Source organism: Sporolactobacillus laevolacticus DSM 442 (genome assembly GCF_000497245.1).
GTDB lineage: Bacteria > Bacillota > Bacilli > Bacillales > Sporolactobacillaceae > Sporolactobacillus > Sporolactobacillus laevolacticus.
In genome coordinates this window covers 71,082-96,420 of sequence record NZ_AWTC01000012.1, presented here as the reverse complement: position 1 = coordinate 96,420, position 25,339 = coordinate 71,082, and the positions used below count along the sequence as shown (strand labels likewise).

General features: G+C 40.3%; 24 protein-coding genes and 1 riboswitch. Of the genes, 10 read left to right on the top strand and 14 right to left on the bottom strand.

Translation table 11 applies throughout. The annotated features are described in order from the left end of the window. Positions 1-317 precede the first annotated feature (317 nt). The 4 genes from P343_RS30955 to P343_RS30940 form a co-directional block, all read right to left on the bottom strand. The gene (locus tag P343_RS30955; RefSeq protein WP_023510746.1) at positions 318-713 is read right to left on the bottom strand and encodes a DUF3224 domain-containing protein; all 396 of its coding nucleotides are present in this window, start codon (positions 711-713) and stop codon (positions 318-320) included. 290 nt (positions 714-1,003) lie between these two features. After that, positions 1,004-1,507 carry an NAD(+) diphosphatase gene (locus P343_RS30950; RefSeq protein WP_023510745.1) on the bottom strand — a complete coding sequence of 168 codons (504 nt, stop codon included), beginning with the start codon at positions 1,505-1,507 and terminating at the stop codon, positions 1,004-1,006. 198 nt (positions 1,508-1,705) lie between these two features. Beyond that, positions 1,706-2,626 carry a DMT family transporter gene (locus P343_RS30945; RefSeq protein WP_023510744.1) on the bottom strand — a complete coding sequence of 307 codons (921 nt, stop codon included), beginning with the start codon at positions 2,624-2,626 and terminating at the stop codon, positions 1,706-1,708. A gap of 106 nt (positions 2,627-2,732) precedes the next feature. Further along, positions 2,733-3,671, bottom strand: a complete 939-nt coding sequence (locus tag P343_RS30940) for a DMT family transporter (protein WP_023510743.1) — start codon at positions 3,669-3,671, stop codon at positions 2,733-2,735. Positions 3,672-3,897: 226 nt separating this feature from the next. Between P343_RS30940 and P343_RS30935 the strand changes: the two genes are divergently transcribed. Beyond that, complete coding sequence (locus P343_RS30935; protein WP_023510742.1) at positions 3,898-4,809, top strand: LysR family transcriptional regulator; 912 nt, start codon at positions 3,898-3,900, stop codon at positions 4,807-4,809. A 70-nt stretch (positions 4,810-4,879) separates the two neighbouring features. Here P343_RS30935 and P343_RS30930 read toward each other — a convergent pair whose 3' ends face one another. Then, the gene (locus P343_RS30930; protein WP_023510741.1) at positions 4,880-5,626 is read right to left on the bottom strand and encodes an NADPH-dependent oxidoreductase; all 747 of its coding nucleotides are present in this window, start codon (positions 5,624-5,626) and stop codon (positions 4,880-4,882) included. Between the two features lie 143 nt (positions 5,627-5,769). On the opposite strand from P343_RS30930, the gene P343_RS36445 reads away from it, so the two are divergent. Then, positions 5,770-6,588 (top strand): LysR family transcriptional regulator, encoded by an 819-nt coding sequence (locus tag P343_RS36445; protein WP_023510740.1) that lies wholly within the window; start codon positions 5,770-5,772, stop codon positions 6,586-6,588. A 300-nt stretch (positions 6,589-6,888) separates the two neighbouring features. Here P343_RS36445 and P343_RS30925 read toward each other — a convergent pair whose 3' ends face one another. Next, complete coding sequence (locus P343_RS30925; protein WP_037593939.1) at positions 6,889-8,049, bottom strand: MFS transporter; 1,161 nt, start codon at positions 8,047-8,049, stop codon at positions 6,889-6,891. Positions 8,050-8,084: 35 nt separating this feature from the next. Here P343_RS30925 and P343_RS30920 point away from each other — a divergent pair, with 35 nt between their 5' ends. Next, the gene (locus P343_RS30920) at positions 8,085-8,984 is read left to right on the top strand and encodes an MFS transporter (protein WP_051384765.1); all 900 of its coding nucleotides are present in this window, start codon (positions 8,085-8,087) and stop codon (positions 8,982-8,984) included. 158 nt (positions 8,985-9,142) lie between these two features. On the opposite strand, the gene P343_RS30915 is transcribed toward P343_RS30920, so the two are convergent. Then, positions 9,143-9,673 carry a GNAT family N-acetyltransferase gene (locus P343_RS30915; protein ID WP_023510738.1) on the bottom strand — a complete coding sequence of 177 codons (531 nt, stop codon included), beginning with the start codon at positions 9,671-9,673 and terminating at the stop codon, positions 9,143-9,145. A 512-nt stretch (positions 9,674-10,185) separates the two neighbouring features. On the opposite strand from P343_RS30915, the gene P343_RS30910 reads away from it, so the two are divergent. Then, positions 10,186-10,542, top strand: a complete 357-nt coding sequence (locus P343_RS30910) for an iron chaperone (protein ID WP_031264068.1) — start codon at positions 10,186-10,188, stop codon at positions 10,540-10,542. A gap of 82 nt (positions 10,543-10,624) precedes the next feature. Here P343_RS30910 and queG read toward each other — a convergent pair whose 3' ends face one another. Then, on the bottom strand, positions 10,625-11,791 hold the full coding sequence (gene queG, locus P343_RS30905; protein WP_023510735.1) for a tRNA epoxyqueuosine(34) reductase QueG: 1,167 nt from the start codon (positions 11,789-11,791) through the stop codon (positions 10,625-10,627). A gap of 359 nt (positions 11,792-12,150) precedes the next feature. On the opposite strand from queG, the gene P343_RS30900 reads away from it, so the two are divergent. Together P343_RS30900 and P343_RS30895 are read left to right on the top strand one after the other, a co-directional pair. Beyond that, positions 12,151-12,522, top strand: coding sequence for an iron chaperone (locus tag P343_RS30900; RefSeq protein WP_023510734.1), 372 nt, complete (start codon positions 12,151-12,153; stop codon positions 12,520-12,522). A gap of 299 nt (positions 12,523-12,821) precedes the next feature. Then, positions 12,822-12,969, top strand: a riboswitch (cyclic di-AMP (ydaO/yuaA leader). 255 nt (positions 12,970-13,224) lie between these two features. Further along, positions 13,225-15,258 carry a KUP/HAK/KT family potassium transporter gene (locus tag P343_RS30895; RefSeq protein ID WP_023510733.1) on the top strand — a complete coding sequence of 678 codons (2,034 nt, stop codon included), beginning with the start codon at positions 13,225-13,227 and terminating at the stop codon, positions 15,256-15,258. A 168-nt stretch (positions 15,259-15,426) separates the two neighbouring features. Here P343_RS30895 and P343_RS30890 read toward each other — a convergent pair whose 3' ends face one another. After that, positions 15,427-16,395: an alpha/beta hydrolase family protein gene (locus P343_RS30890; RefSeq protein ID WP_023510732.1), complete on the bottom strand. Its 969-nt coding sequence runs from the start codon at positions 16,393-16,395 to the stop codon at positions 15,427-15,429. 86 nt (positions 16,396-16,481) lie between these two features. Then, positions 16,482-17,099 carry a hypothetical protein gene (locus P343_RS30885; RefSeq protein ID WP_023510731.1) on the bottom strand — a complete coding sequence of 206 codons (618 nt, stop codon included), beginning with the start codon at positions 17,097-17,099 and terminating at the stop codon, positions 16,482-16,484. A gap of 103 nt (positions 17,100-17,202) precedes the next feature. On the opposite strand from P343_RS30885, the gene P343_RS30880 reads away from it, so the two are divergent. Then, a complete protein-coding gene (locus P343_RS30880; RefSeq protein WP_023510730.1) occupies positions 17,203-18,033 on the top strand; it encodes a hypothetical protein in 831 nt (276 codons plus the stop codon). A gap of 375 nt (positions 18,034-18,408) precedes the next feature. Here P343_RS30880 and P343_RS30875 read toward each other — a convergent pair whose 3' ends face one another. Then, positions 18,409-19,269, bottom strand: coding sequence for a LysR family transcriptional regulator (locus tag P343_RS30875; protein WP_023510729.1), 861 nt, complete (start codon positions 19,267-19,269; stop codon positions 18,409-18,411). Between the two features lie 113 nt (positions 19,270-19,382). Between P343_RS30875 and P343_RS30870 the strand changes: the two genes are divergently transcribed. Both P343_RS30870 and P343_RS30865 read left to right on the top strand, forming a co-directional pair. Next, a complete protein-coding gene (locus P343_RS30870) occupies positions 19,383-20,492 on the top strand; it encodes a Gfo/Idh/MocA family protein (protein WP_023510728.1) in 1,110 nt (369 codons plus the stop codon). Between the two features lie 17 nt (positions 20,493-20,509). Beyond that, the gene (locus tag P343_RS30865; protein ID WP_023510727.1) at positions 20,510-20,890 is read left to right on the top strand and encodes a tautomerase family protein; all 381 of its coding nucleotides are present in this window, start codon (positions 20,510-20,512) and stop codon (positions 20,888-20,890) included. Positions 20,891-21,011: 121 nt separating this feature from the next. Here P343_RS30865 and fabF read toward each other — a convergent pair whose 3' ends face one another. After that, positions 21,012-22,253, bottom strand: coding sequence for a beta-ketoacyl-ACP synthase II (fabF, locus tag P343_RS30860; RefSeq protein ID WP_023510726.1), 1,242 nt, complete (start codon positions 22,251-22,253; stop codon positions 21,012-21,014). A gap of 128 nt (positions 22,254-22,381) precedes the next feature. Between fabF and P343_RS30855 the strand changes: the two genes are divergently transcribed. Beyond that, a complete protein-coding gene (locus P343_RS30855; RefSeq protein ID WP_023510725.1) occupies positions 22,382-23,215 on the top strand; it encodes a helix-turn-helix transcriptional regulator in 834 nt (277 codons plus the stop codon). 232 nt (positions 23,216-23,447) lie between these two features. Here the strand turns inward: P343_RS30855 and P343_RS30850 are convergent, their stop codons facing one another. Both P343_RS30850 and P343_RS30845 read right to left on the bottom strand, forming a co-directional pair. Next, positions 23,448-23,897, bottom strand: coding sequence for an AraC family transcriptional regulator (locus P343_RS30850; protein ID WP_023510724.1), 450 nt, complete (start codon positions 23,895-23,897; stop codon positions 23,448-23,450). A gap of 71 nt (positions 23,898-23,968) precedes the next feature. Continuing rightward, positions 23,969-25,210, bottom strand: coding sequence for an RNA-guided endonuclease TnpB family protein (locus P343_RS30845; RefSeq protein ID WP_023510723.1), 1,242 nt, complete (start codon positions 25,208-25,210; stop codon positions 23,969-23,971). Positions 25,211-25,339 lie beyond the last annotated feature (129 nt).

Below are 25,339 nucleotides of genomic sequence, written 5' to 3'. Positions count from 1 at the left end.
GGTTTGGTCACTTTAATGATAACACCGGATTTTATAATGGTGTTTTATTCCTCCAACCTAGCTGGCTAATTTGATTTTACAACTGGCCGTTTTTCTTCTATTACAAAATCAACGTTAGTAGATATTTTTTGTTGAAACTTTATTTAAAAGCTACAATACTAAAAAGAAAACATTATTAATTCTTCTTTCATAATCGGGCGCTATTATACAGCAAGAATTCTTCTCTTTCTTTAAGATAAGGATCAGATAATTGAAGAAGTTAATTCGACGAAAAGGACATTTCTGGTAGAACAGGGATGCCCTTTATCACTGTTTTATTAGAATTTAAAGTCTAGAATCATCTTACTGGTTTGACCTGTAAATTTATAATTATAAGACCCTTGCAAGTTTTCTAAGTCACCGGTAGCTTTGATGATTGTTCCTGGAGAATCTAGATTTCCTTTATCAAATATTCCTTGCTCTATAGCTGCAAATGTCCCCTGTTTTCCTTTGTAAGTTCCTTCGAAATGCAGAAATCCGGAAATTTTAGAAGTGGCCAAGTGACCATCATCTATATTAGAGTCTATATAATATAATAAATATTCAACAAAAGCTTTTCCTGTTAATTCACCCTCTATATCATATTCGACATGGGCTATATTAATAGGAAATTCTTTTCTAATATCATCTACTGGCTTTTCGTCCCATTTGCTTACTGTAAATGTTACCTCCATGCATAAATCTCCCTCCATTATTAAATAGAAATCACCCTTTATTATAATATCCAGAAAGTACCATTGTCAATTTTGGAATAGGAATGTTTTTATTTGTTTTCTTTACTAATTTTTCGAAATATTGCACTAATTTAACGGGGGGTTAAGTTCAACAAATAAAGTAGCAATCATAATAATTATCTTAATCTTCAACAATCGGGCGCTTTTCCAGAGCAACAAAAAAACGAGCTAATGTTGGACAATCTCAAAATACTCTACCCAACGAATACATTATAAATTTCAGAAGTATTTTAATAGATTTCCCGAATAAAATTTCGATAGACTGCCAATGCAGCATTACCTGGGCTATCTGGAAACATATACTGTGGTGCATCTTTTGCAAGAACCCACTTGGCGGAGGCTAATTCGTCAGATATTTTGAAGTCTTGTTTAACAGTCGTACCAATGAATCCATGCATTAGTGCCTCATTCTTGGCAAACCAATATGTGCCTGAATATCGAAGACTAGTTAAAGAGATTCCCAGTTCTTCTTGTACTTCACGGTTAGCAGCAACTTCAGCAGTCTCACCCGGCTTCATGTAACCAGAGATTAATGACTCATATTTTTGCGAAAGATACGGCATTTTTACTAAAGCAATTTCATTTAGTTCATTTGTGACGAGGACAATCACGCAATCGGAAAATGTTGGGAACCAAAATTTGTCACATTGGGGACAAAATGGGGTTGGTCCATCGTCACCTGCAAGCTTACCAAGTAATTTTTCACCACACACAGGGCAATAATTATAGATCATCGAATATAGCACTCCTTGTAATTCAGAGTTAAGTTCTGAATCTTAGATTTTTACCTGGAACAATTTGATTGTAGCATCCCGCGCAGACATCATCTATCTTTTCGGGGTTGAATTATTCAATATAATAGTAGCACCAACCAATTCTACAGAGGTGATATGCGTGGCTGTTCAACTTATGGTCTAAAAAAGCAGAACTGCTCATGGTTTGTTGAACAGTTCTGCTTTTTTCAAAGATACTTTTCTGTGGAAAAGCGGGGTTCCCGAACTTAATGCGATGCCGAAAATAATAATTAAGCCACCAATTATTTGAGACGGGAGAAGTTTTGCACCCAGTAAGGCGCTGATGATCGCTGTGAAGATACAGATTAGATTCATCGACAGTCCGGCGACTCCGGGACCTAACATTTGCGTTGCCATATTCCACATCACAAAGGAAAGAAACGACGGGAAGATACCAATAAAAACTATTCCAATCACTGCCGACAAATTGAGATTTGATAGTTTTATCGGATACAATGGCAGGAACGGAAGCGTCACAATAAACCCTATAAATGAAGTGATGGTGATTAGTGTAATTGGGGGCACATTTTTTGCCGCCCGTCCGACAATGGAATAGATCGCCCACATAAAAATAACAATCAGCATGAGGGCATCCCCTTTATTGTAATGCGTCTGGAAGGCCAGCAACGGCTGTCCTTTAGTAATGACAAGTAATACACCTGCGAAAGATAGAACTAATCCAATTATTTGTCCGATCTTCATTCGGGCGTGCAGCAATATTGCCGAGAATAAGATAATCAGACCTGGATTAAGGGCGTTGATCAGTGAAGCGTTGAGTGATGTTGTGTATCTTAAAGCCGTATAGGTGATCCAATTGTACAGAACGGTTCCAATAACAGACATAAAAAGAAGGATTTGATAATTTTCTTTAAATAGTTTCCACCATTTTGGATGTTCCAGAAAGTGGGCAAGCGGCAATAAAAAAAGGAAAGCGATCAGCCATCTGGCAAATATCATCCAGACTGTTGGAAAATGCACGGTAACAAATTTCCCGACGATCATATTACCGGCCCAAAACAAATTACAGAAGAGCAAAAGCAGCCAGGCTTTTATTTTCATTCATTTTATCCTCCTTCAATCTTGTGACCTTGTACTAATACTTTACCAATTATATTCATCAAACTTTCTTACACGTGAGTTGATAAAAGATGACACATTTTTCTATTTACACGAGTTTGATTAAAAGGACACCCATTAACATGATAATCAGGCCGATGAGTTTGAATTTAGATATCGGTTTTTGCTGAGCCTCCAACCAGCCGAACTTTTCAATGAGTAAACTTCCAGCGATCTGTCCGAAGAGTACGATCGAAACTGTTAGACCCGTTCCGATCTTTGGCGATAAAAAGGCATTGCCTAAAATGAACAAGGAACCGAATAATCCACTAGTCCAAATCCACCAGGGCTGATCAGAAGTTACCCCTTGATAGATACCCAAGGATCGATCTTTTATAAGAGTGAGTATCAACAATGTGAGTGTTCCAATAACAAAAGAAATGAAGGTAGACTGTATCGGTGAATGAATCACTTCCCCCAAATGACCGTTTATTGCGGTCTGTGTCGCGTTGCACATGCCAAGTAAAATGCCGATGATTTGCCATGGCAAAAGCATACCTGATTTGACATTGTCGGTTGACTTGCTTTTCTGCTTTTCCAGTTGTTGATCCACTAATACTGCGAGAATAATACCCCCAAGGATCAGCAGAGAACCAACACCGCGTATCCAGTCAAAACGATGTTGTGCTAAACCAAACCATCCAAAATCGTCAATGAGCATGCTCATAATAATTTGACCGAGCACTGGCATAATGACCGTCTGTACACTGCCTAAACGAGGGAATAAAATAATATTTCCGGTCACATAAATAACACCCAAAAATCCACCGATCCATAACCACCATGGCTGTTCACTAATAATGATTGGATCGATTAATAGCGAATGACCGGACAAAATGAGAATCAGTCCTAAAAAAACGGTTGCGATGAAAAAAGTGGCAAATGCTGCACGAAGCGGTGATCTAAGCGCTTTTCGGAGCTTGACACTGATGGCTGTTTGTATCGGCAAAATAATCCCGGTTGCAATACCAATAATAACTTCAAACATAATTGACAATCCCCTCACTTCTCTAGATATTGAATCAAAAATCTTGCTTAAAACAGATGGCCTCCACCGATCATTTCATTGATTTATCCTCCTGCGATCTTGTGACCTAAGTATAGATAGGCTATAATAATAGATCAATACTATTTATTCTATATAAATGATAGATGTAAACTATATATAGACTTTTGGACAATGATCATGACACGTTTTTATGGGAGGGATTATGTTGGAGCTCCGACATCTTAAATATTTTGTATCGGTTTACCAGACGCTTCACTTTTCAAGAGCTGCAGAAAAGCTAGGGATCTCACAACCCACTTTAAGCCAGCAGATTCGAGTTTTAGAGGACGAGATCGGGTCACGTTTATTTGATCGTGTCGGTAAGAAGATATACCCGACACAGGCTGGAGAACTTCTTTACCAAACATCTTCTCGGATTTTCAATGAACTATCCGGATTTGAAACCAGACTTAAGAAGCTTCAGGGAAGTTCAGAAGGCACCCTGCGGCTTGGTTTTTCATGCAACGAGTTAATCACGCGTGTTTTGATTCAATACAATCACTTACATCCGGGCATTGTGATTCAGGCAAATATAAAATCAACGAAAGAGACAATAGAGGACATTGAGGAGAATAAAAAAGAGATAGGGGTTGTCCGTTCCTCATATCATTTACCTGATCTGACCTCCATTCCGCTTTACACCGAACATTTTTCATTGATCGCCACAAAAGACATTTTAAAAGATTTGCAAAAGAAAAAAGTCCTGTCGATTTGTGACCTTGTTAAAATACCCTTAGCATTATATCCGTCAAACTTTCTTGTCCGTGAAATGATAAATGATGAAGCTGAGAAACAAGGTTTTACGATTGATCCTAAATTTGAATTCTCGACGATGAATTCTTTAATCAAATTCGCTGAAAGCGGAGTGGCAGCGACCATTTTGCCTGAGCCATTTGTCCGCGAAATAAACAGTGATTGCGTGACGTGCCTTCCATTTGCCACGGAAGAACTCTCTCAATTGGTGCAGATCGTTTATTTGAAAGGGCGGCAATTATCGAAAGCGGCAGAACTGTTCGTTGATCTTTTGAAGGAGCAATATCGCGAGAAGGCAGACAGCGAAATGGTCTTTAATCACTGATTGTCTTTTACTGCCCAAATATAAAAAAACAACCCATCTGAGTGACCGGGTCGCCTTTTTGTATAAAAAATCAGTATTGCATAAAACCTTGCGACTTAAGAACATTGAGCATGGACATTCTTTTTTCTGGGTGCTTTTCCATGGCTTTTGCAATTTGATCGGTAAATGTGTCAATCCGGCGATTTTTGTTACGCAGGTCATAATACTGAGAAACGGTTTGATCATAATTTTCTAAGTCATGAACCATTCGCTCCGAAGAGTGATATTCATTTTCATGGTAAATCTCGATTTGAGGCAATCGCGGCTTTAATTCTGGCGATTGGTCAGGGTAACCAATCGCTATGCCGACAACCGGAAAAGTGTATTTTGGAAGATGCAATAAATCAATAACGGCCTGAGCATCATTCAATATACTGCCCAGGTATACGGTTCCAAGTCCCATACTTTCAGCAGCGATGACCATATTTTGAGCGGATATGAATGCATCACTAAAAGATCTCAGGCAATAATCGAACGAACCTAAAACTTCAGTGGATTTTCCTTTTTCCTGAGCAATTTCTGCGTTCCGGTGCAAATCAGCGGTGATAACAAACAACCGGTTTGATTCAGCAATGTAAGTCTGATTACCGATTTTGGCTAATGTTTTCTTCTTCATTTCATCCGTGACATCAATAATGGAGTACTGTTGCAGAAAGTTGTTTGTCGGTGCATGCTGTGCTGATTGAATTAATAGATCGATTTTTTCCTGTGAAATATTTTCAGTCGAAAATCCGCGAATACTGCGATGATGAAATAATAACTGGATTGTTTCATTCATTTTTAAAACCTCGCTTTATTTAGATATTTAGGGAATCACTAATCAAAATGACGCTTTTAATATACAATGGGGGCTTTTCTTTGTATAATAGTTAAAAATTAGATCAGGTATTAGTTATATTAATATCAGCGGGGGCTTCATTAATGGAACTAAGTGATTTACGTATTTTCCAGGCGGTCGCCAGATCCCAATCTTTTTCCAAAGCGGCGGAAAATCTGGGCTATGTACAACCAAATGTCACGTTGAGAATAAAAAAGCTGGAGAACGAGTTGAAAATTCCTTTATTTCGGAGAACCAATCGCGGAGTAGAAACACTTCCATCGGCTTTGACTTTGTTGACATATGCGGACAGAATTCTGTCGCTGATGGATGAGGCCGAAGAAAAACTAACTTCCCAGGCTCTGTTATCCATCGGAGCGACACCCATCTTATCTGCTCAATTATTCCCAAAATTTACTCAAGGGGTCCATCTCCATTTTCCACTGGTGAAAATCGAGTTGAAAACGGATAAAAAATCACAATTGTATTTAGATCTGAAACAGAATCTCCTTGATGGAATTTTTGTGAATGAAAGGACAATACCTGATGGATGCATCTCTATATTTTCTTACACTGAAAAACTTTTTTTAGTATCGGCACGATCCGTACCTGACAGTGGAGATGAAGGAATAGCTGTCGTGAATAAGAATCCGCAATGCCCTTATAGAAATACGTTGCTCCGTTACTTAGATAACAAAATGAATACAGTGGACATCATCGAATATGATACCCTGGAACCTATTATCAGAAGTGTCGAGAGTACGAACGCGGTAACCGTTTTGCCCCAATCCCTGGTCACATCAAAAATGAGTAAAGTTTCCCTGCCGAAAGAGATGAATTCAATCATCATCCACTTTGTTGTCAAGCAGGGGAGTGCGAAGAATAAAACAGTGAGAAAGATTATTGAAACGTTAAGCGAATAGTAATCAATAAAGGATGAGGACCAGTACTGCAAAAGCAAAAAAACGGTTGCCCATAGTGTTTAACTAGAGGCAACCTCTAATAAAGCAAAATAAAATTCTAACTTTCGCACTATTAATCATGTTTTACCCAAGTTAATCAGTAGTACACAGTGATCAATTTTTTGAAAAAGCAGCCCGCTTGGTAACCGGGTCGCCTTTTTATTACGCGTTTTCGTCAACTTTTCAGCAAAGATGAAGGCGACTACTTTAAAGACATTTAAAAAACGCTTTACCTAAGAACTGATTGAGACGTTTTAGCGACTATTGGCTTTTCCACATTCCTACTCCTGCCAGAAAAACGAGTGCGGCAAGACTCAGCCATGCCCACGTATATCCAACTGTGTCCACGATCCATCCGAACAGCGGGGGTGCTGCGATAATCATTGCTTGATTAAGTGTCAAGGCAAAACTTACCGTGACGGCAACCGAATCTTTTTCCGCCTTTTCGGCTACTTCCACAATAAAAAGACTATACCATCCCATCCCAAAAAAACCGAGTAACCCGCTAATCAAAAAAAGGATCCACACCGGATAAGTCAACGGTTTGAGTGCAAACAAACAGATCAATAAAAAGGTTGATACAATAGAAATCAAAAAAGGTCTGCGACGGTTGCCATGGAAAAAGTAATCGCTGATCCATGCAAGCAGAACCCTTCCCGCCATGCCGCAAAATAGCGCAACAGAATATACGAATCCGGCAAACACAGGAGTGAGCGCCTCGTTGTGAACAAGGAAGATAGTGAGATGACCAATCATAACCATTTGTAAGGAGATCATGCATATTCCTGTGAAACAGATCGGATAGAGCGACTTATCTTTAAGGATGGCTCCGATCTGCATATGAAACGTTTTTCCATACCCATATATAGAAACTCTATGAGAAGTTGGTGGTTCTTTGTAGAAAATCAGGAATAAGATCCCTGCTCCCGCGCATAATCCTGAAATGACAAAAACAGCAGAGGGCCATCCATACATGACCGAAATCGGGGGGATAATTAATCCGCCTAATCCGCCGCCAATAGGAATCCCCGCCTGCCGTATCCCCATTGCCAGCCCGCGAATTTCGCGGGGGAACCACTTGATTACAACTTTGCTTCCTCCGGGTTGTGCCGTACTGTAAAACATTCCTGCTACAAGTAAAGTGAAGAGTAGGGCTGGAAAACTGGGCACTTTCGCTACCGCCATGAACGAGAACCCGAGCAATATGGATCCCCAGCCGATAATCTGCCGCTCCTGCCAACGATCCAGCATTCGGCCAATAAGCAGCATGCACACGAGCGGCCCAATGCTCATCGCCGATATGATTGTTCCAGTCTGCATTTGAGTCAGATGATACTCCTGCTTCCAGAAATATGCCAGAGGGCCGACCCCATAGTTGACCATTGTCGCACTTGCCTGCGTCCCTGTCGCAAGTAGCAGCATTTATAACCTCCATCGTTTCACTGATTGGCTTGGTCATGTACCATGGTTGGCCTGCTTACGCAGTACTTTTAGTTGTACTCGGCTTAGGAACGGGCATCGTCGTCATATCGATTAATTCATTTGCCGCCAGTATGTCCGGCTATGATCACCGTTATGTCTTTAATTCAATTTATCTCGGACTTAACGTTGGGGTGGCCGTCGGCACGTCGATTGCCGGGTTCATCGCTGATATCAATATTACGCTTATATTTGCTGCTAACCTGCTGTTATACATCGCCTTTTTAGCTATTGTTTTATTTTTTTACAAAGATCTGGCGGTTGTGCATCATCCGGATCATCCTGAAGAAACAAAGAGAATAAAGACGGGCCGCAGAAGTCAGAAACAGTTCATGAACGTCCTTGTCATTTGTGCTCTTTATCTCGTTATATGGATCGGTTATGTACAGTGGCAGAGCAACATTGCAGCTCGTTTACCGGAATTACATATGTCAATGGAGCAGTATAGTTTCTTGTGGACCATCAATGCCGTGCTGATTGTTATCGGGCAGCCGCTTATCTCGCAGATTATTAAGAAAGCGGCACGGACTTATAAAGCACAAATTAATATCGGTGTTATTTCATTTATTTTGTCTTTCGTTGTTCTCATGTTCAGCGTGCAGTATGCGGGATTCTTAGTAGCAATTGTTTTACTGACCCTTGGTGAAATGCTCGCGTTTCCGGCGATACCGGCCATGATCAGTACGATTGCGCCAACCGGGCAGAAGGGAGCCTATCAAAGTTTTGTGAATATGTCATCCACCATCGGAAGAGCGATCGGACCAGTAATAGGCGGAATTATTGTGGAACGATCCTCTTATACTTACCTCTATATTGTGATCATCATTCTAATGGGACTATCGGTTTTCATATTTCACTATTTGTTAAAAAGCATATAAATCTAGATCAAACGATAGAAGCATGTTTGCAAGCTATTAAATTCTAAACATCAATCATCAAAATTTAGCGTTTGTGGGATCAGTTTAAAAAACAAACAATCGTTTGTTTGACTAAAAAATATAATCATCCAGCATAAAAAACTGTTATTATGAGCGAATCATAGCAGTCTTTCATAGAGTCTGAACCAATTCAATCCATAGTTTTCAAGTCCCAAATCAACGGTATCAATATATTTAAAACCACATTTTTCATACAATTTGATCGCAGGCATGTTTTTTTCGTAAACATCCAATCGGATTGATTTAGCGTGTGACTTATTACCGTATTCAATAGAAAAGTCCATTAATGCTTTGCCTACGCCGCATTTCAAAAAATTGGGATGCACGGCAAATGTATGTACAACAAAGACATCTGAATAGTCGTCAGACTCAAATTTCCACTTCGCTTTATCATATGCAGGCTCAGGCTTATGACTTAAAATAAGGGAACCAATAATTTTCCCATCATATCTTGCTACATAGAGATTACTCTGTGTAACTCCGTCAATTGCATTCTGCCTCACAGGATAAATACCTTTTATCCATCCAGGATAGTTAACTTCCCTTGCTAAGTGGTCATTCAAATCGTTATAAAGCTGTTCTAATTCATCAATATCATTGGTTTTTCCTAATTCAATCATGATGTCCATATGTTTAGCCCTTCTGCAGCATAAAACCAAACAACTATTTTTCCAAATGATAAAGTGATTTTCTCACAATTCTATTACGTAGTAAACATGAACTGCGAAGAAACGTTTCACTCGGCTTATCCATGATCTCTCTTCATTAAGATAAAGTATTATGTCAGAATCGTTCGTAAGGGGTATGGGGAGGGTACAATGAATAGGATAATTGCTGCTCATAACAAATGATGGAGATAAAAAATGTCGGTTGAACCTAAGTTAGTAGAACATCTCACTAATATTGGCTGTACGAAACAGTGGCGTTTTGTTCCTGAAATCAAAACAACCGAACAGTTATGGGTTAACTTTAAGAGAATTCTTGAAAAAAATAATCCTGATAAACTCAATCAGCTAAACTCATAGCCGTGTTATTCAGACAAAAGCAAAATAAAATCCGTTGGTGTTCTGGCATCAACGGTAGGGTGACAACAAAAATCGCTGAGCGATCATACACTGCGTGAATCACGAAAAAGTAATCCATCACAGGCTGCAAACCGGGTGGATTACAGCATCGGACACGAACGAAGGAAGTTTTGGATTGGATCACAAAGAAATTTCCAAATTTAAAGCCAAGAATTGCGTGGAATCAGCCGATGTTTACGGATCACGGTACATTCATTATTGGCTTTAGTGTGTCCAAACATCATTTGGCTGTTGGTCCGGAACGCGCTGGGATTGATCATTTTTCTGATGAAATTGAACAGGCTGGTTATGATCACACTAAGCTGTTGGTACGTATGCCTTGGGATCGTCCGGTTGATTTCTCATTACTTGAGAAAATGAACGCGTTTAACATTACGGATAAGGCAGACTGTTCGACTTTCTGGCGTAAATAGGAAAAATAAAATCTCTTATTTTGCATTTTGTATGTTCCGTTCACCGACTCGTCTGACGGCAGAAGAGTGACTTATGCCGTCATCATTTTTCCGTGCTTTTATCCGTGTCCAGCCGTTCTTTGATCCACCGGTGAACTTTTTCATCTGTTTCTTTTGTAAGCAGATTTTCTAATGATTGAATCATCTGCGCGCGCGTGTCGGGTTCGAAGCGATCCCACATTTGCTGAAGCGTCCAGGTGACGGTGCGGCGAATCACCGGACGTGGATCTTCGTTCAGCAGGCGAAGGAGTTCCGGTGCGGCGGAGACTTCTTTGTAATTGCCGAGTGCCACAATCGCATTGCGTTGGATCGGCTTTTTTCCCCGCCAGGAGCCGGACAGCGGGCCGAAGGTCTCTTTGAATTCACGATTGGACAGCGATAACAGCGGCTGCAAAAGGGGACGGGCCAGTTCCGGTTCTGGCTCCATCTCTTCATGGAAATGACTGTCTACATCACGGTTGTACGGACAGACCTGCTGACAGGTGTCACAGCCATAGAGCCGGTTGCCGATCGCTTTTTTGTATTCTTCCGGAAGTTCCTGCTTGGTCTGCGTAAGATAGGCGATGCATTTTTTGCTGTTAAGCTGTCCGCCCTGAACCAGGGCCCCGGTTGGACAGTGGTCGATGCAAATCGTACAGTCACCGCAAAGGTCGGTTGCCGGCTTGTCCGGCGGGAACGGGATATTGGTCAGCATCTCGCCAAGATAAACATACGACCCGAATTCTTTCGTAATGAGGTTGGTGCTTTTTCCAGACCAGCCGATTCCGGCACGTTCAGCCACCGCCCGATCAGACAATTCTCCGGTATCGACCATACTTTTGTATTGGGCTCCGGGAATTGTGTCAACCAGAAATTCGCCAAGCTTTTGCATGGCCTTGCGAAGAATCATATGATAGTCCTGCCCCCAGGAGACCCGGGCAAAAGCACCGCGACGATGACCTTTCGTGTTTGCCAGTCGTTCGGGCATTCTCTTCGGATACGCCATGGCGATTGAAACAATCGACTGCACACCATCCATGAGCAGAGACGGCTCGGTTCTTTTTTCGATATCCTTCTCCTCGAATCCGGACTGAAACCCAAGCGCCTGCTGCTGGTAGAGTCGTCCCTTTAACTCGGTGAACGGATCAGCCGTCGTGAAGCCAATCTTGTCCACGCCTATTTCTTTACTATATGTGATCAGCTGTTCTTTCAGCTTTTGAAAATCCGTCATTACTTTTGTATCCTTTCATCGCCTGTCGATAAAAATTTCGGGAGACAGTGCCATGTTTGATATTCCATTGATCCGGCTCTGAAAACTGCATTCTTAATTTCAAAGCTACTGATCTCATGATAGCGTGATTAGCGGATGCTCGCAAATAAGTGCTGATATGTAAAAATTGCTGTTTTTAATTCATTGCTTTCCGTTCATATATAGTTTTTTTAGAGTACGCTGAAAAAGTTGTACCGTTTCACTCCTTTGGCTATGATTATCTAAAATAGGTAAGTGGATGAAATGATGTCATGAAGTATTGGCCATATTGGCATGAAAAGATACATCGTTCAACAATAATTTTTTTAGGAGAGAATGACATGGAAGTCTTTGCAGACTATTTAGCACATATTGATAACCCGGAACATCGAGCTCGAACGGAAGAAGTATTGGCTTGGATCACTAAGAAATTTCCAAATTTAAAGCCAAAAATCGCTTGGAATCAGCCTATGTTTACCGATCACGGTACATTTATTATTGGCTTTAGCGTAGCCAAACATCATTTGGCTGTTGGCCCTGAAAAGGCGGGAATTGATCATTTTTCCGATGAGATTGTGCAGGCTGGCTATGATCACACCAAGCTTTTGGTACGTATCAAGTGGGAGCGTCCGGTTGATTACTCATTACTTGAGAAAATGATCGCGTTTAATATTATGGACAAGGCAGACTGTTCGACTTTTTGGCGGAAATAAAAAAAGGATATGAAGGATTCAATGAATTTTACTTCTATAATAAAATCACCCTTCGTAGCATGCTTTTGATCAAACTTTATTACAAATCAACTTCAGTGCTGAGAACCCCTCGGAAGATTCAAGAGGATTTTTGTCTCTATAACGGAAAATGTTTTTATGATACGAAGTAGTTTAGCGCCAAATCGATTTCTTTTATCAGAAATTGTAAAATGAAGCAAATAAAAAAGTGACATATAGAGTTCATATTTTCCCTTTACAGAATAAAAATCCAAGCGTATAATTGCCTCAAAAATTGAATCATTCTTTGTTCGCTGAATCCGTAAGGAGCGGGGGAACCAACACTGTGATGACCAGTATCACTTGGGGTGAATCCTTTAACGTAGGGACGGGCTACTCTCATGGTCCGAATCCGACAGCTAACCTCGTAAGCGTTAGGAGAGAGGACGTGAACTGATGATCGGAAAATAATTCGACCACAGGGTTGATCCTCTGTGGTCTTTTTGCTGTACCGATTTTTAATTGAATAGGTATTGGCCTTAATGGCGGATATTAACTAAGTAATAATAGTAATTTTAAGCCATATCCAAAAAATATAAGAAGATTCAATACGCGCTCATTATATTTTGAATAAGTCAGTCATCAACAGTTGCTTTAACGATAGTGATTGACTAAAAATTTTCAAAGAGGAGTTCAGTAAAGATTATGGATAATATAACAAACCAACGCTTGTCGCTTGGTGGCATGTTGGTTACTTTGGGGATTGTCTATGGCGACATTGGTACTTCGCCATTATACGTCATGAATGCGATTATTTCTGATGCCGGAAAAATGCAGGATGCCATTCCTGAATATATTATAGGCTCTGCATCTTTAATCTTTTGGACATTAATGATCATTACAACAGTAAAATATGTCTTCATAGCGATGCGCGCAGATAATAATCATGAAGGAGGCATTTTTGCTTTATATGCATTAATTCGCAATCGTGCTCGCTGGCTGATCTTTCCTGCACTCATAGGCGGTGCTGCGCTCTTAGCGGACGGAACGTTAACGCCTGCTGTGTCTGTAACCTCAGCGATTGAAGGCTTAAAAGGGCAGCATATTGGCCCGCTTGAATTCAGCAACAATCAATTCGTCGTCGTTCTCGTTGTGACGGCGATCTTATTAGGCGTTTTCTTGATTCAGCATTTTGGAACAGCTATTATTGGACGTTCATTTGGACCTATAATGTTTCTATGGTTCATTTTTATCGGTGTCACAGGTTTTATGAATATGGTGCCACATTTGGAAATTCTAAAGGCACTTTCTCCATACTATGCCATTCAGTTTTTATTCAGTCCAGTAAATAAAGCAGGAATTTTTATTCTTGGAAGCGTATTTCTAGCAACTACCGGAGCAGAAGCACTTTACTCGGACATGGGTCATGTTGGAAGGAAAAATATTTATGGAAGCTGGCCATTTGTGTATCTTATGCTGATGCTCAGTTATTTGGGCCAGGGCGCGTGGGTTATCGGTCATTACCAGAATGCTGCTTATCGTAATCTTCTTGATGTCAATCCTTTTTATGAGATGTTGCCGGAACAAATAAGATTATTTGCCATTGTCATTGCTACTTTAGCAGCGATCATCGCATCCCAAGCGTTGATCACTGGCAGTTATACATTGGTGAATGAAGCAATTGGCCTAAAGTTTCTGCCTCGAATGGTGATTAAACGCCCAAGTAATATTCGGAGTCAAATTTATATTCCTACCGTAAATTGGTTTTTGTGCATTATTACCCTGGGCATTGTCTGGTTGTTTCAAACCTCACATCACATGGAAGCTGCTTATGGTTTAGCCATCACTATAACGATGCTGATGACGACTCTGCTGTTGTTTGAATTTATCAAGGATAAGATTAATCAATTTGCTGCTTTTGGGATGGTTCTGTTTTTTGGCGTCATCGAAGTCCTATTCCTGACGGCGAGCCTCGTCAAGTTTGCTCATGGGGGCTATTTAACGCTTTTAATTACGCTATTAATCCTTTTTGTTATGGTTGTTTGGTACTTTGGCAATAAGCTGCGTGAGAACTATGAGCGGACGAGTGAATATGTTTCTTTGATGGACTATAGGAAACAGTTAATTCAACTGAGCAACGATAGTTCAGAGCTCCTTTATGCAACGAACCTAGTTTATATGACCAAAGTCGGACCCCATTACAGCATTAAACGGAAAGTCCTGTATTCAATTCTGGACAAGCGACCGAAACGGGCGAAACTGTATTGGTTTGTGACGGTTAATGAAACAGATGCGCCATATGAGAGCCAATATACTGTAGATATGCTGGGTACTCGTAATATCATCAATGTACAGCTCTATCTGGGTTTTAAAAATTCACAACATGTTAATGTCTATGTCCGACAGATCGTGAATGATCTTATTGATCAAAAGATCATTGATACACAATATCCTAAATATACAACGCTTAAAAATAGACGCGTCGGTGATTTTAAATTTGTCATCACAATGGAGCAGTTGATGGATTTAGCGGCAGATCCAAAAATGAATCGCTTTAATCGTTTACTGATCGGCGGACGTATTTTCCTACAAAACATCACTACATCTCCTGCGATTTGGTACGGTTTGAAATTCAGTGAAGTGGTTGAAGAACCCGTCCCATTAATACTTTACGATCCAGAAGTTCTACGCTTAAATCAAAAAGAAGTACGCCATGCAGTTAAGGACACAGACAAATAAAAGCCATACCAATCAATAACCAAAAATAATAGAACGGTTGCACGCGTGAAAAGGTCAGCCGAATAAACGAGAGGGATTTTTTCATCCCTCTCGTTTTCTGTCTTTTCTATAGTCTGGTACTAGTTAAATCAGTAATGTAGATTATAACAATCATGGTATTTACACATTTTAAGGTATTGGATGGTTTTTAAACCACGTTTGAATCGTATCCATCAATTCAGTTTGCTTATTTGTCAATGCATGATTTCCATCCGGAACTAATTTAAGCGTCACGTTTTTCCCGTCAGCTTTCATTTTGTCACTGAATCTCTGGACCGTTTGCCAAGGAATAATTTCATCCTTCTTTCCTTGAATTAAAAGTACAGGAACGTTTATCTTTTTATAGTCAATTGATTCCTTTATATATGGCGATTTTGAAGGATTATAAGGGCCAAATGCTTTCTCCATGTAAGTAAAATAATTTTTATAGGTGGAGTTATCCAGATGTTCTTTGTACCATGCCCCTAATAAATCAGCACCAAGATAAGGACTAATGGCAATAACAGAGGCAATACCCTTTTGTTGAGACGCCACTTTTAATGCAACGCCACCGCCTGTAGAGGTCCCTATCAATATGGTCTCTCCTTGGTAAATGGTAATTCCGTTCTTTTCTAAGTATTTTTTCGCTGCCGTGATCGCATTTTGCGTATCTTTTGTGTTCCCCTCTAGGCCATTAACTGTCCCTCCACTCTCCCCATAGCCCCGATACATTGGCACCACAGTGATGATGTTCGGCATTGAACCTTCGATTAAGTGCTTATCAAAGATAACACCTCCCACTGATGAAACATGTGTTTGTTTGACTGGTCCAATCCATCCACCATGCAAATTGACCTCTAGTGAATAGGTTCCTCCCCCTTTGGGGACCGATAAATAGGCCTCAGTTTTCACTCCGCTACTCCAATACATCATTCGATATGCCTTTAGACGATCGTCTAATTTTTGTAAATGGATCTGATGTACGGAAATTATTTGTCCATCTTTTCTGGAGTGATTCGGTGACTTTCTTTCAATCGGATGATTGATTGAACAACCAGTTATGAAGAATAGACTGATAAATAATAGAGTAATTAATGAGCCTTTCTTTCTAAAATTCATAAAATTACTCCTTCCTTGGGACTTCTTGAATAGCATGCAGAGGAACTAGGCGGGGTGTGGCTACCGTATGCTGATAACAGTAAAATTCACGATTTATCTGTTCGTACAGTTGTGAAAGCTTTTTCTGATTTATATAGCAAGATGAACAATTGGGCAATGACACCGATCATATAAAGAAAGAGCAGAAGAAAGAGTAAAGTTCCTTCGTTTCCGTTAAGCTGAGCAACTTCAGAGGAATTTATTGTGAAAAGGATACCTGCTGCTGTGAAGATAAATGTGACGATCAGATAGGACAAAAAGAACATACACGTCCGATTAGCTGATGAAGCTATTTGGATATTTTCAATACGCCGAGCCTCTTGTTCAATGCCCCTGCACAAATGATACACGCAGTAAGCAAGAAGTGACATATTTACGGCAGCAAATAGAAGTGAAAACATCCTGCCGCTAAACTGTGTGCTGTTGATGACACCGTTTAAAAGAACGGAATGTTGGATAAAGAAATCTAATCCCGATAGCAAAATCAGCAGCAAGCTTGAAAATTTTACATACACAAATTGATCATTGTGAACATGAGATAATAAGGTGCGTGTCCCGTAAAATACAAGAATATACCCGACCATATCAGGAAGGATATCAAACGAATTTATATTTAGGTGGAAGAAAATGAAGACAAAACCGATTAACATGAGGTGAAAACCCACAAAGAATAGCCCCAATCGTGTTCGATTTTTAATTCGTTCCTTGGTATCATTATACTATATATCAGCTGAATGAGAGGGGAATTGTCTGATTAATAGAAAAATATTGATTGCGTATGCCGTTGTCATTGGTCTGCTGCTTGTTTATGTAGGGTATACATTTTTCGATCAACTGTATCAATCAGCCTTGATTATCAATCCTCGTACGCTGCAAACACAAGATCAAGCTTTGCATTTGAAAAAGCGTATTCAGGGTGTATCGAAAGAACTTGGCTTGTCAGATTTTTCTCTTGCAAATCGATCAGATATAGAGCTGAAGCGGTTGAGCCAGTTGAAGGGTAAAATCGTTGATCGCGCGACGATCTATCTGAAGGTCGCCAAAGATCATGAGGAAAAATTGACAAAAAAGGAATACGAAGGCGCACTCTCTCAAGTCTCTCGTTCAAAGTTTCCGCAGCGTACACAATTCGTACGAATCCACTTGAATCTCCTTTACAAAGGTCAACGCACATTTGTACTTGTAGGCGATGAAAGGGTTGACTATAGTCCGGCTAACATGAGGCCATCATCAATTAAGATACAGTACAGGCAAGATTATCACCCGCTGGCGAGCAATGCAAAGCAGATCTGGGCAAGTGTACCGGAGTTCGACATTCATCAATTGACTATTGGCAGCAGATCTTATGGCCCTTCCGCTTTTTCAAATGATACAAATATGGATATCATGGATGACAGCAATGAAACAAATATATCTTATCATGTGGACTGGCAGCAGCCCGACATCTTTCGGGATATTGTCGGACTGGATTTTATTCATGTAACCGAGTTTGAAGTGCCAAAAAATGCATCGCGCGTGGATGTCTACGTGCAGCAAGATCAGCCGCATGTGTCGGAACAATTGACGTATGAGCTGAAGAGTCAGTCATTTGCGCCATGAAGATTTCTACGGCAAGTGGCATGAACGCGATCACGGTTATCGGTGATGCTATTTGTATGTGCTTGTTCGGGAAGACACCGGTAGCACGGTGGTCAATGGCATAAAGCCTTTATAAGGATGCCGGATGTGACGCTCGATTTGTGCTCTATCCCGGAGTAGAGCATACCATCACAAAAGAAATCCAGAACGACATTCTCCAGTTTCTGAAAGAAAACAGCAAGCCTGAATAAATACGTTTTTAAACTCAGATTTGCTGACAAGAGATGCTGTTGGAACATCTTAAACGTATTCTTCAGAGACGGAAGCTTATACCAGGCGCTTGATGTAATTAATCAAAAAGCTAGAAAGGTATGAAAAAGTAAACCTGTAATCAGTTCATCTAAGCTCAAAGTTATAGTTATTAATCAGCTCTATGAACTGTTTCTCAATGGGTGTTAATTTATGATTGCTTCGTGTGATTAGGTAGGAATCCATGCATTTAAAGGGCTTCGGTACTTCTAAATAGGCGTCAATTTTATAAAAGGCTGCAATGCGTTTGGGGGCTAGCGTAATGCCCATACCCATGGATGCAAACTGAATTAACGTTTCAAGGTCGCCAATTTCAACATAGTCTCCGGATGGAATGCCTAAAGTCTTATAGATGTTGCGTAAAATGGAAAAATAGAGACATTTCTTAGAAAGAATAAGAACGTTTTTCTTCGTTATATAGTCGGTAAAAACGGTGCGTTCATTTATTCCTGCACCGATGATCACCATTTCTTCAGTGCCTGTCTTTTCGTAATGGATTTGTTTGTTTTGAAGTGAACCGATGCTGAGCCCCACATCAATCTGTCCATTAATGAGAAGTTGGTCAATTTTCTCGGTTGAACCTGTCTTTAACGTGACATTTAAATCGGGATATCGTTTATAGAGAACATTTAGCGTTGCAGAAATCTGTTTTCCCCCAAAAGACACCATTGTCCCGAGCCTCAGATTGCAGTCACTATTGTTCATCTTGCCTTCGGTTTGTTCCCACAGCAGGATCATTTTCTTGTATTGGTCATATAACTCCTTACCTTTCTTCGTTAACGTGACGCCTTTTGAATTTCGTAAAAATAATTCAGTATGATAATGGGCTTCGATCTTCTTAATTTTTGCAGATATATTTGATTGCAGATGATTCAGTTTATGTGCTGCCGCAGACATATTTTGTAATTCAGAGACGGATACAAATGCTTTCATATCCTCAATATCCATCGTTCATTGACTCTCCTTTATCAAAAATAATGATGGCAATATCAAATATTAACGTTTTTAATGATAACATATAGGCGTTAAAATGACAGCAACAGCAATGAGGAGATGATTGGATGGCGCATCAACAGATTAATGTTGGCGTTGTGGGCGGGTCTCTTAATAATCAATGGGCAAGTCAAACGCATTTACCGGTATTAAATGAACATCCCAACTACACGCTTAAAGCGATTGGAACGTCTCATATGGAGAGCGCAAAGAAAAGTGCAGCATTATATAAGGCGTTACCCTTTGACGATCACAAAAAATTAACCAGATCAGAGGATGTTGATTTAGTGGTTGTCAGTGTTAAAGTACCTTTTCATTACGAGATTGTTAAGGAGGCTATCTCCGAAGGGAAGCTAATCTACTGTGAATGGCCATTAGGAAAAAATACGCAAGAAGCTGAAGAGTTGGAAAAACGAGCAAACCAGAAAAAGATACACCATGCTGTTGGACTTCAAGCAAGACAATCTCCTGAAATCAACTATCTAAAGAAGGCATTGGAAAGTAAGGAAATTGGAGAAGTACGCTCATGTACCATGGAGATAGCTACTCATGCTAAAGGTAGGATAACAGATCAAAGAAGTGCCTATCTACTAAAAAGAGAAAACGGAGCCAGTCTACTCACCATAAATGGTGGGCACGCGCTGGATGTTCTTTGTTACCTCTTAGGTGACTTTAAGGAAATTTCAGCAATCACAAACACAAATTATAAAGAAGCATTGATACGAGAAACGGGTAAGAGCGTGATGAAGGATACGGCCGATCAAATCATGATTCATGGAACGTTAAAAAACGGTATATCTGTCTCAGCTCACATTCAGGCAGGCGTATACCCAAAGTTTAAGCTGGAGATTAAAGGGGAAAAGGGTGTTTTTCGATTAACGCAGCCAAATTCAGTAGGTCATGTTCAATTTGGTGGTTTAAAACTAGAAAAGATCTCGCACCAGGACTACTCGGGCTTAGATAGTGTAGTAGAGAAAGCTCACATTGAAGAAGTCAAGGTTTCTCGGGAGAATGGAAAAGGTCCTAAAGAGTATATTGAGAATGCCTATACAGTGTTTGCTCAAGATATTCTTGAGCATAAACGAGAAATTCCAAACTTTAATGATGCGGTTAAACTGCACTATTTGTTAGATAAAGTGCAAGAATCAGCAGATACGGGTAGAAAGATTAAATTATAGTAATAGGAGTGAGTCGTTTGCCTTTCGTAAGAGTGTCTATGATCGAAGGAAAAAATAAGGACTATAAAGGAAAAGTAGCTGAAACCATTTATCGGTCATTGAGGGAAACATTTGATGTTCCGGAAAGAGACAAATTTATTGTGATTCACGAACATAGCAAGGACAATTTCATTTATGATGAAAATTACCTGGGTCTGAAAAAGACGGATGACTTAATAATCATACAAATCTTCGCGAATAACACAAGAACAATGGAACAGAAGCAGAGTCTCTTTCTCTCGATTACGGAGAACTTGTATCAAGAAGTAGGAATCGGAAAAGAAAATCTTTTAATCGGGATCGTGGGAGTTGGGAAGGAAAACTGGTCCTTCGGAAATGGAATGGCACAGTATGTCTAGAAACAGCGGTTGATTTCAAAGTGAATTTTAACTTTTGGTCATTAAAAAGGAGTCTCTTAGTAAAAAAATGACTAAGGAGACTCCTTTTTTATCTTGAAAAAAGGCTTCAGGCCGTTGTTAATTAATCCACTCTATATTTCTTCATAATCAGCACGGCATTATGTCCTCCGAATCCAAATGAATTGGAGAGTCCAATATTGAGTGTCTGCTTGCGAGCAACATTTGGAGTATAATCCAAATCGCATTCAGGATCTGCCTTTTCTTGATTAATGGTTGGAGGAACGATATTTTCTTGAAGACTTTTTATAAGGGCAATGGCTTCTACACCGCCGGTTGCGCCAAACATATGACCGGTCATCGATTTGTTTGCTGTGATCGGGATGTCGTATGCTTTTTTCCCAAACAAATGTTTAATCGCTGAGGTTTCGGATAAATCACCCGGTTTCGTGCTTGTCGCGTGCGCGCTGATCACGTCTATAGCATCAGCCGATATTTTTGCATCCTCAAGCGCTTTTTTCATGGCTAAGCATGCGCCTCTTCCTTCTGGTTCAGGAGCGACCATATTAAAAGCATCTGAACTGGCACCATAGCCAATTACCTCTGCATAGATAGGCGCTTGTCTATTCAGGGCGTGGGTCAGTGATTCCAGAATAATAATTCCTGCACCATCAGCCATGACGAAACCATCTCGATCTTCATCAAAAGGTCTGCTCGCTTTTTCTGGGTGATCATTTCTTGACGACAAAGCAGTTGCATTTTCAAAACCTGCCAATGAAAGTTCTGTAACTGCGGCTTCTGTTCCACCGGCGAACATGACATCCACTTCACCGCTGCGAATGAGTTTAAATGCTTCGCCGATCGATGTATTGCTAATCGCACAGGCGGTTACCGGTGCCATGGAAGGCCCTAATGCCTGCCATTTAATACTTATTTCGGCAGCTGCCATGTTTGCAATCATTGTTGGAACAAGCATCGGACTAACTCTTCGTGGACCACGTTCATGAAGTTTTTTGGCATTATCAAGCAGGGTTTGAATGCCGCCTATTCCCGAACCTACATAAACCCCTAAACGATCTGGTGCTACCTTGTCATTTTCTAGTCCGGCATCCTTCCACGCCTGTTGTGCGGCCGCGAGTGCATAATGGCAAAAGGGATCCAACCTTCGTGCATCCTTTTTTCCAATCCACTCTGCTGCATCGAAATTCCTTACAAGGCCTGCAATTTTTGTTTTAAATGGTTCCGTATCGAATGTATCTATTTTTCGAATACCCGATTTTCCGGCGACTAAATTGTCCCAAAACGTATGGACATCATTCCCAAGTGGTGAAACGATTCCCATTCCTGTAACAACAACTCTTTCCATTATGGTTCCCCCTTATGGCGATGATTGTAATCTGTTAGTTTAGTAATACACCTTGGATGATCCTAGTACAAGTTGTTGTTTATACTGGTATAATGAGTAACAGAGTAACCATAGAGAGGATGGAGCGGATGGGGGAGAAAACAAGACAAGAAGAACTTTCAAGTTTTTTAAAAAGGAAACGTGCTTTAATTTCGCCTCAATCGGTTGGCTTTCCAACGGGATCTAGGCGGAGAACACCCGGACTCAGGAGGGAAGAAGTTGCTCAGTTAGCAAACGTAAGCACAACCTGGTACACCTGGCTTGAACAGGGAAGGGATATTAAAGTTTCTTCGAGTGTACTGGACAGCGTTTCTTCGGCCTTGCAATTGACAGAAGATGAACGGACCTATCTATTCAATCTGGCGCTGGATATGAATGCAAAACTAGTACAGAAAAAAACGGTGCAAACGAAAATTACTTCATCCCTGACGACCATCCTAAAAGCGCTGAACTATTGTCCAGCTGTAGTCACTGACCGTTATTGCCAGATTGTCGGCTGGAATCGTGCGGCTGCCTATGTATTTCTTGATTTTGAAGAAATTCCTATTGAACAACGTAACCTTATTCGTTTACTTTTTACTCGAAAAGAATTAAAAGCGCTCGCTGTGAATTGGGAACACTTCGTCAGAGGATTTTTGGCCATTTTTCGCGTTTATTATGGGCGCTACGTAGAGGATGATTGGTATAAACAGTTTATTGACAACATGAGCCTATTGCATCCGGAGTTTCAACCTTTATGGCAACAGAGTGAAGTCAATACTGCACCGGATGTACTTATTGAATTTCGTCATTCAAAAGCAGGAAAAATGGAATTTAATCTAACTTCACTTGATGTACAGGGAAACGATGATTTGCGACTGAGTATTTATACGCCGGTACCCGGGACCGCTACAGAGAAAAAGTTGAGAGAATTTATGTGTTAGTCCTTCAGAAACTCATTAGTAGTATAGAGGGAAACAATTAAACCATTAACGGTTGTGATTATAGATATAGGTTTCAGTTTTTTTCAAGAGAGTCACTTCGAAATGTAATTTAACAAACAATAAACTACCACGGTAAAAGCAAGTGGTAGTTTGGCAGAAAACGGCATTCTTTCCTCGTGAGTTATTATTTGCATTGATCATCAAACCGTTTAATTAGAGAATCGGATGCTATTTATTTTATGGGCACGCAGATTTCGCAGTAATGATTGGCAACCATCTCTCCGATGTATCTTTCGAAAATTGGCCGATCATCAATCTGATACCCACCGTTTGATAACTCAGAAAAAATTATGCGCCACGCTTTTTGAATGGCCTCCGCTGTGTGTTTCACTTTGAATACGGCATATTTCCCACCGATAAATTCGCCTTCGTTAATGAAATCGTCCATTTGATAATCGTCTGAGATAACGATACCGGCATCGTAGCGGCAGTTTTCAGGTAACGTTGTTTCGGGGCTGTCATGTGAAATGCCAAGAATTATTGATGTATTGTTGATTAGATTTTTGGCCGAAGCCCATTTCTTTAACTGTTGCATCGTTTGAACATTTGCATGACCATATGGACCAACTTGTCGCACGTATGCGATACGGTATTTTGGAAGCATTTCGATTTTGATCTCCATTTTTTCTCTTCCCTTCCTGTTTTCGTTTTTCCTACATTCCGAATGCTAACATGATGTGAACTACATCGGCACTAAAGTACCGAGCTTCTGGGAACATTGCATACTTGCTTTTTTGTCCGAAGACGCAAAAGTAGAGGTGACAACTCTTTTACCAAGGCTTGTCCCAAGCCAATTGTTAAGATGTTTTTCGCAGCATTGACGTCGCGATCGTGATGATGATGGCAAGATGGACACGTCCATTCACGGACGTCCAAAGGGTGTTTTCCATCATCATGCCCGCAGTGGGAACAGATCTGCGATGTTTTGTAGGGGTTAACAACGATGAGCTGTTTTCCATACCACTCGCATTTATAGCTGAGCATTCGGCGTAGTTCTCGCCACGCTTGATTGGCGATTGCCCGTGCCAGTTTATGGTTGTGCAACAGGTTCTTTGTTTTTAAATCTTCAATGGCGATCACATCATACTGTTTGACCAGCTTCGTTGTCAGTTGATGCAGATAATTGTTACGTTGATTGGCAATCTTTTCGTTATATTTTGCCACCATTACCTTGGCTTTTCGGTAATTAACAAAATCAGAAAGAACTCTTGGATTCAACACTTTATTGTGTTTGTCCCATGCAATTTCTTTTTGAGCGATTAATCTGCGTCGCGCTAATCGTTTTTCCCAATAATGCTTTCTTTGGGCAAGTCGTTTATCAAATCGAATGGTCGGAACTTTTGTGCCATCCGAATAAACGAGCAGATCCTGGACGCCCATGTCTAAACCAATTTGCTGATTTGTTTTCTCAAATGCTTGGTTTTCGCATTCGACCAACAAAACCGCATAGTATTTTCCGGTAAACGATTGTTTTATCGTTACGGATTTAATTTTATCTGGAATCGGGCGTCCGGATTTAAAACGCAGGATGCCTAATTTAGGCAACTTGATGTACTTTGCCCCCACTTGTTTGATGTTCTTATTGACACATTTTGACTGATAAGACTGTTTTAAAAACTTCTTTGACTTAAACTTAGGAAATCCTTTGTGTTCGTTAAAGAACTTTTTATAGGCTTCAATTAAGTCATGATTGGTCGCCTGAAGACTGGTGCTTTCTGCATCCTTTAGCCAAAGGTATTCCCTTTTAAGTGCAGGTAAAAGAGTGTTTAACGCATAAGCATTTAAAAAGGGCGCTTTTGGATTGTTTTTATACCGTTCAATCAACATATTGAGCATTTGATTCCAGACAAAGCGGTTGTAGCCAAAGTTCATTTTAATTTTGATCTTTTGCGCTTTATTTGGATAGATCCGTACTTTTAGTCCTTTTAAAGGCATGATCTCACCTCTTTTCACTATTGATTATAGCACGTATGTTCGCTGCTTTGTTCCTTTAGACAAGGAGTAAGAGAACGGACACCGAAGCCGTTGATTCATCTCGGCAATAAATAACCAAGTTTTCTCAAC

Bases quoted from the DNA above. Each gene is read 5' to 3' on its own strand.
- P343_RS30950 (WP_023510745.1), bottom strand. From the start codon at position 1,507: ATGATCTATAATTATTGCCCTGTGTGTGGTGAAAAATTACTTGGTAAG.
- P343_RS30945 (WP_023510744.1), bottom strand. From the start codon at position 2,626: ATGAAAATAAAAGCCTGGCTGCTTTTGCTCTTCTGTAATTTGTTTTGG.
- P343_RS30940 (WP_023510743.1), bottom strand. From the start codon at position 3,671: ATGTTTGAAGTTATTATTGGTATTGCAACCGGGATTATTTTGCCGATA.
- P343_RS30875 (WP_023510729.1), bottom strand. From the start codon at position 19,269: ATGGATATTGAGGATATGAAAGCATTTGTATCCGTCTCTGAATTACAA.
- P343_RS30845 (WP_023510723.1), bottom strand. From the start codon at position 25,210: ATGCCTTTAAAAGGACTAAAAGTACGGATCTATCCAAATAAAGCGCAA.
- P343_RS30850 (WP_023510724.1), bottom strand. From the start codon at position 23,897: ATGGAGATCAAAATCGAAATGCTTCCAAAATACCGTATCGCATACGTG.
- queG (WP_023510735.1), bottom strand. From the start codon at position 11,791: ATGACGGATTTTCAAAAGCTGAAAGAACAGCTGATCACATATAGTAAA.
- P343_RS30915 (WP_023510738.1), bottom strand. From the start codon at position 9,673: ATGGACATCATGATTGAATTAGGAAAAACCAATGATATTGATGAATTA.
- P343_RS30955 (WP_023510746.1), bottom strand. From the start codon at position 713: ATGGAGGTAACATTTACAGTAAGCAAATGGGACGAAAAGCCAGTAGAT.
- P343_RS36445 (WP_023510740.1), top strand. From the start codon at position 5,770: ATGGAACTAAGTGATTTACGTATTTTCCAGGCGGTCGCCAGATCCCAA.
- fabF (WP_023510726.1), bottom strand. From the start codon at position 22,253: ATGGAAAGAGTTGTTGTTACAGGAATGGGAATCGTTTCACCACTTGGG.
- P343_RS30855 (WP_023510725.1), top strand. From the start codon at position 22,382: ATGGGGGAGAAAACAAGACAAGAAGAACTTTCAAGTTTTTTAAAAAGG.
- P343_RS30920 (WP_051384765.1), top strand. From the start codon at position 8,085: ATGTACCATGGTTGGCCTGCTTACGCAGTACTTTTAGTTGTACTCGGC.
- P343_RS30925 (WP_037593939.1), bottom strand. From the start codon at position 8,049: ATGCTGCTACTTGCGACAGGGACGCAGGCAAGTGCGACAATGGTCAAC.
- P343_RS30870 (WP_023510728.1), top strand. From the start codon at position 19,383: ATGGCGCATCAACAGATTAATGTTGGCGTTGTGGGCGGGTCTCTTAAT.
- P343_RS30895 (WP_023510733.1), top strand. From the start codon at position 13,225: ATGGATAATATAACAAACCAACGCTTGTCGCTTGGTGGCATGTTGGTT.
- P343_RS30890 (WP_023510732.1), bottom strand. From the start codon at position 16,395: ATGAATTTTAGAAAGAAAGGCTCATTAATTACTCTATTATTTATCAGT.
- P343_RS30930 (WP_023510741.1), bottom strand. From the start codon at position 5,626: ATGAATGAAACAATCCAGTTATTATTTCATCATCGCAGTATTCGCGGA.
- P343_RS30900 (WP_023510734.1), top strand. From the start codon at position 12,151: ATGGAAGTCTTTGCAGACTATTTAGCACATATTGATAACCCGGAACAT.